At 68.3% G+C, this 13,304-nt stretch carries 7 protein-coding genes and 1 pseudogene; 3 read left to right on the top strand and 5 right to left on the bottom strand.

Translation table 11 applies throughout. From position 1 onward, the window contains the following. Window positions 1–68: 68 nt before the first annotated feature. Together AC0VYN_RS22105 and AC0VYN_RS22100 are read right to left on the bottom strand one after the other, a co-directional pair. A complete protein-coding gene (locus AC0VYN_RS22105) occupies window positions 69–1,613 on the bottom strand; it encodes an AAA family ATPase (RefSeq protein WP_475532366.1) in 1,545 nt (514 codons plus the stop codon). Between the two features lie 4 nt (window positions 1,614–1,617). Further along, a complete protein-coding gene (locus AC0VYN_RS22100) occupies window positions 1,618–6,231 on the bottom strand; it encodes a tetratricopeptide repeat protein (protein ID WP_475532365.1) in 4,614 nt (1,537 codons plus the stop codon). A 1,197-nt stretch (window positions 6,232–7,428) separates the two neighbouring features. Between AC0VYN_RS22100 and AC0VYN_RS22095 the strand changes: the two genes are divergently transcribed. Together AC0VYN_RS22095 and AC0VYN_RS22090 are read left to right on the top strand one after the other, a co-directional pair. After that, window positions 7,429–7,725, top strand: coding sequence for a DUF7489 domain-containing protein (locus AC0VYN_RS22095; protein ID WP_475532364.1), 297 nt, complete (start codon window positions 7,429–7,431; stop codon window positions 7,723–7,725). 261 nt (window positions 7,726–7,986) lie between these two features. Beyond that, window positions 7,987–8,479: pseudogene (locus AC0VYN_RS22090) on the top strand (IS5 family transposase); the annotation flags it as partial. Window positions 8,480–9,431: 952 nt separating this feature from the next. Here the strand turns inward: AC0VYN_RS22090 and AC0VYN_RS22085 are convergent. Further along, entirely contained in the window at window positions 9,432–10,553 is a 1,122-nt protein-coding gene (locus AC0VYN_RS22085; RefSeq protein WP_475532363.1) for a fatty acid desaturase family protein, read from the bottom strand. Window positions 10,554–10,560: 7 nt separating this feature from the next. Next, window positions 10,561–11,616, bottom strand: a complete 1,056-nt coding sequence (locus AC0VYN_RS22080; RefSeq protein ID WP_475532362.1) for a ferredoxin reductase — start codon at window positions 11,614–11,616, stop codon at window positions 10,561–10,563. Between the two features lie 86 nt (window positions 11,617–11,702). Between AC0VYN_RS22080 and AC0VYN_RS22075 the strand changes: the two genes are divergently transcribed. Further along, window positions 11,703–12,842: a PucR family transcriptional regulator gene (locus AC0VYN_RS22075; RefSeq protein ID WP_475532361.1), complete on the top strand. Its 1,140-nt coding sequence runs from the start codon at window positions 11,703–11,705 to the stop codon at window positions 12,840–12,842. Window positions 12,843–12,931: 89 nt separating this feature from the next. Here the strand turns inward: AC0VYN_RS22075 and AC0VYN_RS22070 are convergent, their stop codons facing one another. Further along, window positions 12,932–13,207, bottom strand: coding sequence for a DUF3253 domain-containing protein (locus AC0VYN_RS22070; protein WP_451690782.1), 276 nt, complete (start codon window positions 13,205–13,207; stop codon window positions 12,932–12,934). Window positions 13,208–13,304: the final 97 nt, after the last annotated feature.

Raw genomic sequence — 13,304 nt, 5'->3', positions numbered from 1 at the left:
CTCACTCCTCGCAGAACGACTGGCAGGACGACGACTGCGACGCCGGTCTGCTTCCTGCGCCGGCCGGCTCAGCCCACCGCCGGTATGCCGTCGATCCGGTCCAGGACCGCCATCAGCTCGTCGCAGTAGGTGCGGAACATGGACTGCTCCAGCGGCGTCACCACGCCCATACGGTTGTGCACCATGGGGTTGCGCACTTTCGCGAGCAAGGCGAACCGTGATTCCCAGTACGCCTTGTCGCGGCCTAGGAGCTTGCCGAAGACGTCCCAGTGGGAGGCCATCAGGTCGTAGAGATCGCGCGGGTAGGTGAAGTCGAGAAGCCGGCCGGAGGCACGGTTGCCGTAGGCGTGCGACTCGCGGTCGCGAAGCTCGGAACACTTGTCGAGCAGTGGAGCGACCTTGGGACCGCGTGCCTTGCGCAGACCGCCTTCCCAGTCCTCGCCGTATCGTTCGGTTAATCCCTTCTCGATGAGATCGCGGACACGACGCTCGACGGTCATCCAGTTGTCCCAATGTCCGAGGCCGCGCCCGATCGTGTTCAGGTAGTGCTGGAAGCTCGGAGAGAACGCCTGATAGGTGTCTCCGCGTACGACCAACAGGCCCTGTTGGAGCAAGACTTGGGCATCCTCGGGGGTGACCTCCAGCTGCGGGCCGAGCACGACTTCAAGGATGGCCCGCAGTCGCCCGTCTGCCCTCAGAAGGCCTTCGAGGTCCCGGTAGTAGTAGTGGAACTCGGCCGGGAGTGGGCTCGCGTGACGCTCGAGGGCCTCCGCGAGAGGGCTCTTGGGCAGATCGGAGGAGCACACCCGGTCCAGGAGGATGCTGGCCAGGTAGGGGTGCCCGCCAGTCAGTTCGGCCAGTCGGTCCACGGGGCCGGGGGGATCGGCAGCGCGGGCCGCCAGCCGGGTGAGGTCGCCGTCGTCGAAGCAGGTGAGGAAGACCGAGCGGAAGATGCCGGCGAAGGTCGACTCGTCGGGATCGGCCATGTCCACAATGTCGCGCAGTTCACGGCGCGATGTGGTGACGAGGCCGATGTTCCAGTCCAGGTTGTACGCCATCTCACGCAGGGCCTGGAAAGTGCCCGGCCGGTCGCGGAACACCTCACGTGCCGCGTCGAATTCGTCAAGCACCAATACCACGCGCCAGTCGCGGCGTCGTACCAGACGGAGGAACTCCTGTGTTTCCACCTGGACTTCCATCCATGGGGCGGCCTCGGCGAGGGCGCGGTCGCGGGCACGGACGAGACGCCGATCGTCGACGGAGTCGGGAGCCGCCTCTTCGATGAGCTCCCAGATGTCCTCGACGAGCCGGCGCAGCACCTGCTCGATGCCGCCCTGGGTACGGACGTTCATCCACACCGGCAACATCCGCGGGTACATGGCGCGGGCGTCGGGACGCATGAACAGGTGATAGGCGAGCGAGGACTTGCCGATGCGCGGTGGCCCGATGATCGCCGTCGCGCCGGATACAGGCTGCTCCAGGACTCGTTCCCGTACGATACGCAGCTGCTCCGCGCGGCCCACGTGCGCGTCTCCGTGCACTGGGTGTCCGACCGTGGCGAACGGATTGGCGTGCTCCTGGTCGGGAAGGGGGACGTGTGACTGGTCCATCATGTGCTCAGGCCCTCCTGTGGGACAGCCACTCGGCGAACAGTCCGACCTTGATGCGGTACCGGCCCTCGGCCGCCAGCTCGATCACGTCGCGTCGCAGCAGATCCTCTATCACCCTTGGCCCGTCGATGAGTTCACGTGACTTGCGGTCGTCCAGGTACACATCCTTGCCGAACCCCTCCAAGGCGCCCTTCAGTACGGAGAGCACCACGTTGTCCCGCAGCTCGCTGACATCGGCGTCGCCCGGGGTGAGGAGGTTGTCGAACTGCTCCTGCGGCAGCGCACGCTCGCCCTTCACCAGGGAAGCGGCGACCGCGTCGACATGGGCGGGACCGATCAGGGGCTGGCGCAGCCTGTTCATGTGTTGCACGAGACGGTTGCAGAAGAGTTGTATGTAGTACGGGCTGCGCGCGGTCAGTTCGATGACACGCTGCACGGAGTCGCCCCGGTAGCGACTCTCGCCACCGGGCAGAGCGATGGGCTCGGTGATGAGCGCCTCTGCGGACTCCTGGTCGAGATAGGAGACGGGCTCCTGGCGTGCCACCTGGAACTCGTTGGGAAACGCCTTGAGGAAGCGGGGCATCAGATCATTGCCCACGACGACGCTGGAGAACATCTTTCCTTCCAGCATCGCCTTCCATGACTTCATGAACTCCCGCGGCAGCGTGCCCCGCTCAATCGCGGAGTACAACACCGTGAACTCGTCGAGCAGCAGTACGAGCCGCCAGTCCCTGTAGGCTTCGCTGCGCCGCATCCGCTGCCGCATCTCGTACATGTACGCGTCGAAGTGCAGATTCGGGGTGTCACTGTCCGTGAACGCGGTGAGGTTGGGTCGGTCCAGGTCCAGAGGTGGGTGACCAGCATCCTCCAGCTCCTCGAGCCTGCGATGGAACGCGGTCGCGATGAGGTACAGCAGCCCACCGTGATCGATCTTGGTGGCAATCTCCAGAAGGCTCAACTTCGCCGCGAGCACGGGGGGCTTGAGCTCCTCCTGCAGGTGGTGGAGGACGGATGACTTGCCGACACGCTTCTGGCCGTAGATCACCACGCAGGTTGCGTCGTTGCGGTGGAAGGTGTCCACGAGGATCCCGAGCAGCGCGTCCCGCCCGAAGAACATCCGACGGTCCCTGACGGGGGCGCCCTCGGCATACGGATTGAGGATCGCCTCCCACTGCTGGACGTCGCTGAGCTGCAGTGACAGGGTGCTCGGATCGCTCGCCAGCATGCGCTCGGACCGAGAGGAGTACTCCAGACGGAACCGCAGCGTCGCGAACTGTTCGCGGATCGCCTTTGGGGTCACCGTGAGTGACACCGTGCAGGTCTCGGTCTGCTCGTCACGCAATGTGTGCGCCACGGAGACGGGGCTGTCCACACGCTCGTAGTCATCGTCGTTCGGCAGCACCCGTAACTGCACTCCGCCCGCCGGGGAGCGTTGCGGGGGATTGGTGACGGACAGTTGCACTTGGATGACGTTCGCCGCGTCGGGGGTGTACGCCGACAGAACTTCCTTGACCGCGAGATCGGTGGGCTCGGCGGCGCGCTGCACCTGCGCGAAGTGCGCGGTCAGCGCCTGGTCGAGGTCGGTCAGCAAGGGTACGAGGTACTCGACGCTGAGCCGGGTCGGCAACCGCTCGATGGTCGCGACGAGTTCGCGGATCGACGTACCGATGCGTGAGGACAGCCGTTCCCGCTCCAGGTACGAGGGCTGTTCCAGATAAGCGCGCAGCTCCGCCAGCACGCCGGCCGCCTTGATCAGCCGGTCCCGGTCCAGCGGCGCGGTGTACGCGGTGTCGGCGGTGCTCTCCAGCGCGTTGCGGTCCTCGGTGAGCGTGTCGAGCGGGTCGGTGCGTTGCAGCAGCGCCTGAAGCATCGTGCGCTGCTGGTCCACGAGGCGGACGTGGTTGCGAAGTGCCTCGTCCCACAACTGTCGGTAAGCGTCCTGACTGGTCGACACCGAACTGTCGTTGAGAAAGTCGCGCAACTCCCGGAACAGCACGTCGCGGATCTGGTTGTCCCGATACGTCATTGACATGATCTCGCGGCGGACCCGCACCGGGGACACCGAGAGAAGTCCGACGAGGCCCATCGCGAGGGGCTTGTGGCGGCTCTTGTCCTCCAGGACCCAGTGCACGCACTCCGCGAAGGTGGACCGACTCTTGGGCTCCTCCCAGCCGGGGTCCAGGTAGGAGGTGACGAACTGCTTGACCTTCAGCTCGGCCATGTTGTCCCAGCCGCCACCGAGCGCCACTGCCTCCGTGTAGTAGGCGCGGGTGACGTCGGAGGGCCGGCGCTCGGCCGCGCACAGGTCGCCCATCGCGGCGCCGAAGGCACGCAGGGAGCGCAGGAAGCGTGGGTCGGTTGTCTGGCTGATGTCGCGCAGGATGCGGGCCGCGGACAGGTTGAACTCGGCACGGTCGGCGGGCCGTGAAGTGCCCAGTCGTTCAATGAGCTTGATCAGCTCCAGCACATCCTGCTCGCCGAGCGAGCCCTCCTGGATGCGGACAGCGGCGACACCGGCGTACTCGCAGCGGTTGAGGTGCATCCGGACGACGGGACTCAGAGACTCGGACAGTTCGGGCTGCCACTCGCTTCTGGCGAGGAGTTCGTCGAGCTTGTCCCACACCCCGGTGCGCACCGCCTTGGTCACCGCGTCGTGGATGGAGCGAAACTCGGGGTTGCGGGGCCCGTGCGCGAGGAGCCGTTCGGCGGCGTCCGTGGCACGCTGCTTGTCGCGCTGCCGCTGGTAGACGGCGACCAGCCGCTTGAGCAGGCCGGTGCGGGTCTGGTTGGGATGCTCGCCGCGCAACAGTTCCTCCAGGAGGCGGGCCGCCTCGGGGAGACGCTTGCGGTCGGTGAGGATCGTGATGATCATGTTCTGGTGCTGCAGGGTTTCCTGGACGACCGCGCCGGGCTCGCGTAACACGTCCAGGGCCTCATCACTGCGCTGGTAGCGGTGCAGGCCCCAGGCGAGGGCACGTCGCGCGCGTTCGTGCCCCGGGTCCTCGGCGATCGCCTGACGGTACAGGGCTTCAGCCTTCTTCCAGTCCTTCGCCTGGGTGTCGGCGAACTGGGCCCGGGCGTACAGCGTGGTGCGAGGGCGTGGTGGCTGCGCTTTGAGCGGCTTCAGCGGAGGGGCGGCCTTCGGGGATGCGAGAGCACCACCGCGCTCGGTCACCCGGGCGGTCAGCTCCGCCTCGGCATGGGCGACGATCTCAGGTAGGTCCGGATCGGACGGGAATTCCGCGAGCGCACCCCGGGCGATGGCGATCGCCGCGTTGAAGTTGCCCTGCTGGAATTGCCGCCTGGCCGTCTCCTTCTGCCGCTGGAGATCCTTCCCGGGCGTGTGGGGTGCGACCGGTGCCGGCACCGGCGGCGGGGAGGGGGTGGGGCGACCGTTGGCGGCGGCCGATCCGGTCGAGTGGTGCGGAACGTGTGCCGAGGCTGAAGGGCTGCCGTTGCGGGACGCGGGCGGGAGGACCGGTGCGGGTTGCGGGACCGTTGCCGCGGGGGTGCCGGTCCCGACCGCTAGGCTGAGCCGTTCCGACGTACCGGGGCTGAGCACGTCCAGGATGCGGCACAGGTCACCCGGGGCGATGACCTGCCGCTCCAGGTAGGGCTCCAGAGGGCCGGCCCGCTCGGGGAGCAGCCGTGCCACGAGGTACAGCGCGGCCCGGGCCGCGACGCGCCTCGGCCCGGGTTCTGCCTCCACCGCGCCCCCGAGGGTGTACGCGGCCTCGATGACGTTTCCCGTTTGCAGAGCAAGGTCCAGGAAGGCGCGCATCAGCCGGTCGTCTGCGTTCTTCACTGGGGCCGTACGCAGGGCCTCGCTGAGCGCGGCCATCGCGTCCCCGGTACGTCCGCCCTGAGCCCGCAGCGCCGCGAGGTCCCACACGTATCGGCCGCCGAGGTGGGCGGCCTGCTCCATCCATGCCTCGGCCTGCCGCCGGGTCGCATCGCCCTCCCGCCACTCCAGCAGCATCAGCGCGGCCAGGTGGAGGCCCGGCGGGTAGCCGCTGGCCTGCGATGCGGCAGCGAGATCGCGTATGGCACCTCCGGCTTTGGCCACGTCGCGTGCGACGCGAGCCGATTCCAGCCGGTTCTTTGCGCGAGCCAGATGCTGCTCGACCTCCTTCCGGAGGGTGTAGCCGAGGTCGACCACCGAATCCCATTTGAAGGAAGGGTTGCTGAGCTGCAGCTCGGTCTCGCCGGGGGCGAACTCGGAGTCCAGCTCCGGCCAGAGAGGGGTAGTAGGGGCAACGCTGGGCTGAGCCGCAGGCGCGGCATCGGGCAGGTCCGGCACGGAGCCAAGGCGGTCGTCGGACCTGGTGCCGGGTGGGACCGGCGCTCCCGTTGTCCCCGGTGCGCCTGTCTCGGCGCCCCCGGGCGCGACACCCGGTGGGCCGACGGAGGGGGGAGCGGTGCCTACCACCTCGATGAGTTCGATGGCCTCGGCGTTCACCAGTGACGGCCCACGCTCCGTCGCCAGCACCACACTGCCGTCGCCGACCTCGACGAGTAACCCTCGCGCGGAACGGCCACCTCCTAGGTGGACGACCACATCCATGCCCACCCTGTAGTACTGCTGGATCTTCCCCGAGTCCACATCAAAACCGTAGCCCATGATGACGCCTGGTAAGGATGCTTTTGACACTCGAACTTCGCATGCATGAGGGCGCTTCGACAGCACACGGTCACATGCCGGGGTGGCCTGGAAAGCTCCGGAGCAGGGATGGGTGGGAGAGCGATCAGCGCCGAAACCGCCGCGCGTGATTCACGGCGTGTGCGTGCTTGAGCCCGGCTGGGTGTGTACACGGCGGTGAAGCTGCTCAGGTGGCGTGGCGACGAGGAGAGCACGCGGATGGGCTGGAGCAGTACCTCATTGTGCTGGAGTGGGTCGACGGAATCCGGGGGGACGAGATGAGTGGGCCGACCGCCTGACTGGCCGGCCCCTTTGCTGGGTTGCCCGGAACGCGACGCCGCCTCCGGGCAAGCGGCCTCAGGGTCTAGAAGAAGCCCAGCTTCTTCGGCGAGTAGGACACCAGGAGGTTCTTCGTCTGCTGATGGTACGCGCTCACCATCGCCTCTGACCTGCGGCAAAGGATGGAAACATCTGCTTATGAGCTGATTCGGTCCGCACCTGGTCCGGATCTTGATGCGTGATCTGTGGTGTTGGTGTGCGAGTCCTGCGGTACGACATGGCACAGGCTGTGGAGACCGTCCAAGGGCGTCCATGCCATTCCAGTGGGCGGGCATGGAATTGCAGGTCAGAGCCTCTTGGCCCGGGAGAGTCTGCCCAGTCGGTGATGGCTGTGTGATACGCGGGTGATACGGCGAGACCCCACCCAGGTCCCGGTCCCGTTCTGACGGGATCTCTGCGCGGGTCCATGAGACGGCGAAGCCGCATCGGAGCACTCCGGTGCGGCTTCGCCGTGAGATCGAATGCGCTGGCGCGCACGATGCGATCGGTGACTCGGGCGGTCCGTGTGCCTGTGACTCTCTCAGGTATCTGATTTGCGATCGCACCTGCTCATGCGTCCGTATGAGGGGTGCGTTTCCCTCCCGGCGCGATCGGGCCGGTGATGCAGACCGACTTCAGTCGGTCGCCCCGTCAACCGGAGCCTCCTTGCGTTCGTGACGGCCTGGCCGGTCCCGTCACCCTCCGTTGACCTGCACGACGCCCACCACCGGGACGATGAGTCAGCCCTGCCCCCGGACCGGGGCCGCACAGCCCATCTCGATATGCCTTCTGGGCCGATGCCCACAAGACCGCTACGCTGCCGTAGATGGCCTGTGCCGTCGTCGATGCAGGGGGGCGCACATGTCGAACACCATGGTCCTGCTCCTCTCCTTCGGCCCGCTCGCCATGGTCCTGGCGATGATCGCCGCGCACGGGTTGGGCGAGAGCAAGGACGCCTACACCGGGGAGGTCACCGGCCGGGGGGTGAGCAGTTCGACCGGTACCTACGGCCCGATGGGCCACTACATGATGCACATCCGCACCGACGAGGGGCGGGAGTTCAGCATCGAGGTGAACGGCCGGACGTATCGGTCGCTCGCCGTCGGCGACCGGGTGGTCAAGGAGTGGGGTAGGCGCTGGCCGGAGCGGTCGGAGTAACGGCGCGAACAACTCTGCCGCACCGTCCGGCACGCCCTCGCCGTCCCGACCATCTCACGGCCCCGTACCAGGCACTCGGCTTGCCCGAAGGCCCGAAGGCCCGAAGGCCCGAAGGCCCGCGGGTCGCACCGGGACACCGCAGACCGCGCGGGGCTCGCGCACCGACACCCTCCGTCTTGCCAGGACCGCAGCATCGCGGCTGGCCTGCGCGAGGTCTCCTACGCGCCCCACACCCATCCCCTCCAGCTTCCCGCAGTGTTGTTCGGGCCGTCCGGGGCGACGGCTCACCGCAGGCTCACCGAGTGGACGCGGGCCCGGGTGTGGGCCAGGCTGCACCGCCTGGTCCTCGATGAACTCGGCTCCCGCGGTGAGTTGGACGGGAGAGGTGTGCGATCGACTCGGTGAGCATGCGGGCCCTGAAAAGGGGGACCTGAAAGGTCCGAATCCTGTCGACCGGGGCAAGTACGGCTCGAAGATCCACCTGATCACCGCGCGGACCGGTCTGCCCCTGTCCGTCGGAATCTCGGGTGCCAACGTCCACGACAGCCAGGCCCTGGTCCCGCTCGTTAAGGGCATACCGCCGATCCGGTCCCGCCGGGGCCCTCGCCGGCGCAGGCCCGGCAAGCTCCACGCCGACAAGGGCTACGACTACCGCCACCTGCGGCAATGGCTGTCGCAGCGAGGCATCCGGCACCGCATCGCCCGCAAGGGCGTCGAGACCTCACAGCAGCTGGGCCGCCACCGCTGGACCCTCGGGCCCGCTCCGCCACACGAGCTGGGACGTGCCACACAAGGCCGCCGTACCTCACGTGTGATGAACTGTGGCCCGGTGTCGAGACGTTGATCTCGTCTCGAACCAGAGAGTGGGAGGGACCGTGGGCCTTGGTGGGGGGGGACGTGGCATCGACTGACCGCCGTGGTGCTCGTCATGGCGGTGGCGGCCGGGTGCACGGGGCAGGGCGAAGGCGCGGGCGGCGGAAACGACGAAGACCTGCTGCGAAACCACGACTGGACGCAGATGCCGGGCACCACCGCGCGGAACGACATCCTGCGGGTCAGCGCATTGGATCGGCACATCGTGGAGCAGGACTCCTCCGGCGGCCAGCCCAACCCCCCGCTGAACCTGGCCGGCCCGCATCTCAGGTCCGATGGCGACTTCACCGTCACCGCGCGCATGTCCGGTGTGGGTGACGGTGACGGCGACTCATGGCTGCGGCTGTACGGACGTGTACCGGTCGTCTACGACGAGTGGCGGCAGGAGCGGCCCTCACTCCGCGTCGGCGTGACCGCTGACGGACAGGTGAAGGTACAGATATGGGACGGCGAGGGCGATGAGCCAGCCACCTCCAAGGATTTCGACTGCGGCTGCTCCGGGACGGTGACGCTCGCCGTGTCGAGCATCGGTGGCACCTTCCGCGTGAAAGCCGACGGGCGGCGGCTTCCACATGGGGATTCACCGACCGGTACGGTTCCACCGCCGACACCAAGATCTATCCTCCGCGCACGGCCGATTCCCTGCCGTGGGATGCGGCCCTGCGGCCGAAGCCGGCGTACGAGCGCTTGCTCGAGGCCTTCGACGAGGCGTGAGGAATCAAGGTGGCCGCGGGCGGAAGAGCTGGGGCCTCCGGTGCGCCGGGCCCGGCAAGGCCGACAGTACGGGCCGCGAAGGGCGCCGCGAGTCTCGTCGTTCCCCGCCACACCGGGTATCAGGCCGCGACGAGCTCCTGCTCGCGGGCCGGCGTCTGGACCGTGGGCTTCTTCTTGTTCGGCAGCGAGAGCCGGAAGACCTTGCGCCAGGCGGAGAACACCTGCTGGGGCAGCGGCCCGGTGACGTACTCCAGCTCGTACTTCTCGAACAGCGCGCGCACCTTCACCGCGACCTCGGCGTAGCGGTTGCTCGGCAGATCCGGGAACAGGTGGTGCTCGATCTGGTGGGACAGGTTGCCGGTCATGAAGTGCATGGCCTTGCTGCCGCTGATGTTCGCCGAGCCCATCATCTGACGCAGGTACCACTGGCCGCGCGTCTCGCCCTTGATCGACCGGCGCTCGAAGACCTGCACGCCCTCGGGGAAGTGCCCGCACATGATCACCGAGTGGGACCAGAGGTTGCGGACCAGGTTGGCGGTGAACGTGGCGGCGAGTGTGGGGAGGAACGACGGACCTGACAGCAGCGGGTGGATCACGTAGTCCTTGAGCACCTGCTTGCGGATCTTGCGGCCCACGGCCTTGGCCCGCGCGCGGAACTCCGGGTTCTTGCGGCGGCGCCTGCTCAGGTTCTTGCCGAGCTCCAGGTCGTACGCTGCGATGCCGTACTCGAAGAAGCAGGCGTTGAGGAAGTTCCACAGCGGCTGGCCGAGGTGGAAGGGATGCCACTTCTGGTCCTCGTCGACGCGCATGATGCCGTAGCCGAGGTCGTTGTCCTTGCCGATCACGTTGGTGTACGTGTGGTGCAGCTCGTTGTGCGAGTGCTTCCACTGGTCCGCCGGCGAGACGTGATCCCATTCCCAGGTGGTGGAGTGGATCTTCGGGTCCCGCATCCAGTCCCACTGGCCGTGCAGGATGTTGTGCCCGATCTCCATGTTGTCCATGATCTTCGCCACGGACAGACCGGCGGTGCCGATCAGCCACGCGGGCGGGAACATCGAGAACAGCAGCACGCCCCTGCTGACCAGCTCCAGCTTGCGCTGGGCGGAGATGACCTTCCGGATGTAGGCGGCGTCCTTCTCGCCGCGGCCGGCGATCACCTCGTCGCGGATCGCGTCCAGCTCGCGGCCGAGCTCCTCGATCTGCTCCGCGGTCAGGTGGGCGGTGGGGTCGATGGCGGTCAAGGTGCTCCTACCGTTCGATGTCGCAGGGGCCCGCCGCGGCGGACACGCAGGTCTGGATGAGGACGCCCGGCTCGGCCTCGGTGATCTCGCCGGTGCGCAGGTCGCGGACGGCACCCGCCTTGAGCGGTGTGACGCAGCCGAAGCAGATGCCCATACGGCAACCGGAGGGCATGAGCACCCCGGCCTCCTCGCCGATGTCCAGCAACGGCGTGGCGCCGTCCGCGGCAACGGTCTTGCCGGTCGTGCTGAAGGTGACCTCGCCGCCGTCACCGGCGACGACGATGCCGGGGCGGAAGCGTTCGGTGTGCAGGCGCTCCGGTACGCCGTGCTCGCTCCAGTGCTTTTCGGCGGCGTCGAGCAGGCCCGCGGGCCCGCAGGCCCAGGTCTCGCGCTCGGCCCAGTCGGGCACGACTTCGTCGAGACGGGCGATGTCCAGTATGCCGTCGGTGTCGGTGTGCACCTCGGTGAGCCGCAGCTTCTTGTCCGCGACCAGGCCGTGCAGTTCGTTGCGGAAGATCACGTCCTGCGGCCGTGGCGCGCAGTGGACCATGACGACGTCGGCGAACTCGGTGTCGCGCAGCATGCCCATGACCGGCGTGATGCCGCTTCCGGCCGTCAGGTACAGCACCTTGGCGGGCTTGGTCTTCGGCAGCACGAAGTCACCGGTCGCCTGGTCGAGCTGGATCAGCGTGCCCGGCTTCGCCCTGCGGACGAGGTGGTTGCTGAGCTTGCCGTCCGGGATCGCCTTCACGGTGATCGTGACGCGGCCGTCGCGCCGGTCCGTCGGGGAGGTGACCGAGTAGGCACGCCACAGGCGCACACCGTCGACGTCGACGCCGATCCGCACGTACTGGCCGGCGGTGTGTCCACGCCAGCCCCGTCCCGGCCTGATCACGATGGTCGCGGCGTCATCCGTCTCGGGATGCACGGCCTCGATGCGCCCACGCAGGTCGGCGCCCGCTCGCAGCGGGCTGACCAGGTCGAGGTAGTCCGACGGCAGCAGCGGCGTCGTGACCATCTCCAGTAGTTTCCACGCCCTGCTGCGGAGGGCTGTACTCGTCATGACCCCAGCTTGGTGTGCCCAAAGGCGTAAAGTCCTGACCGCAGGACGTGAATCTGGTCGCCCGAATTGTTCGCAGGGAACAAGAAATGAGCCATGCAGTCCAGAGGGCCAGCGAACTGGCCCTGGACGAGAGAACGGTCACCGCACTGCGGGCCGCGCTGAGGACCACCGCCGACGAGGTCGTCCAGGCGATCATCGACGAGGTCCCTCCCTACGCCAATGCCCTTTCGGGCAGCATGGGCGGCACCATCCGCCGAGCCGTCCGCACCGCGCTGGGGCACTACCTGGACCTCGCGAGCGGGAACGCCACCGGCGGCGACGCCGGTGGCGCCGCCTACGAGCTGGGCCGGGGCGAGGTGCGCGACGGCCGTTCGATGGACGCTCTGCTCAGCGCCTACCGCGTCGGTGCCCGCGTGGCCTGGCGATGCCTGGCAGCAGGTGCCGTACCCGCAGGTCTGCCCGCCGCCGAGGTCGCCAAGTTCGCCGAGCTGACCTTCGCCTACATCGACGAGCTCTCCGCCGCCAGCGCCGCGGGCCATGCCGACGAACTGGCCGCCCAGGGCCGGGCCCAGGAGCGCCACCTGGAACAACTGGCCCGCGACCTCCTCGCCGGCGCGAGCCCGGACGTGCTGCTTGTCTCTGCTCAGCGGGCCGGGTGGCAGCCTCCGGTTTCGCTGACCGCGGTCCTGCTGCCCGCCGCCCAGGCCCGGCCTGCCTACCGCGTGCTCGACCCGAGCACCCTCGTCCTCGACGATCTGCCGGACGCCACCGGTGTGCTGCTCGTCCCCGATGCCGACCGATCACGTCTCATGCGACAGCTGACCGACCGCACCGCCGTGGTGGGCCCGGCCCGGCCGTGGACGCGTGTGTCGGCCTCGTACGCACGAGCCGTACGCGCGCGCTCCCTCTCCTCCGGCATTCGTGACACCGAGGAGCACCTGTCCGAGCTGGTGCTGAGCGCCGACATGGACGCTTTCGTGGACCTGCGTGCCCGAGCCCTCGCACCGTTGCGGACCTTGCCCGACGGGACCGCGCGGCGGCTGGAGGAGACGCTGCGGGCGTGGCTGCTGCACCAGGGCAGGCGGGACGAGGTGGCGGCGGCGTTGTTCGTCCATCCCCAGACCGTCCGGTACCGGATGTCGCAGGTGCGGGAGCTGTTCCCGGATCTCGCGTCACCGCACCGGGTCCTTGAACTGACGCTGGCGGTCGGTCTTCGGGGCAGGTGACGCGTTCCTCGACCGTCCACGGCCACATCCGGGGGCGGTCCAGGAATCCTGCCTCGGCCGTGTCCGCCCCTGGAGGTGCCCCGCTGCCGCTACCGACGCGCGCGCCGAATACGTACGGGCCCGCGCGTCTCCGTCTCCACGACGGGCCGGCCGCCCTGCGTCACCTCGACCTCGCCGTCGTTCACCAGACGCCATGCCGCGCGGCGGGCCGGTTCCATCAGGGCCCGCCAGCCGTCGTCGTCACCCTCGTAGACCGCGCGCGCCGCGTCGGACGGACAGATCGACGCGGTGTCGGCACGGCGCTCCAGCAGGCTCATGATGGCCTTCTCCAGCCGTTGACCGAGCTGCCGGTCCGTCTCTTCCATGCGATCCAGTGTGCCGGAGGGCCTGTGCGGACGGCAGGACGAGTCGCCGTCCGCACCGTGGCGGCCCGGCTCGACCGAAGCGCTTCCGGATCCGCTC

Source organism: Streptomyces sp. 63XJN7_1_ISO-PGPR-S23-121 (genome assembly GCF_056173025.1).
The sequence above is the reverse complement of the archived record's forward strand: the minus strand, read 5'-3'. Positions and strand labels throughout refer to the sequence as shown.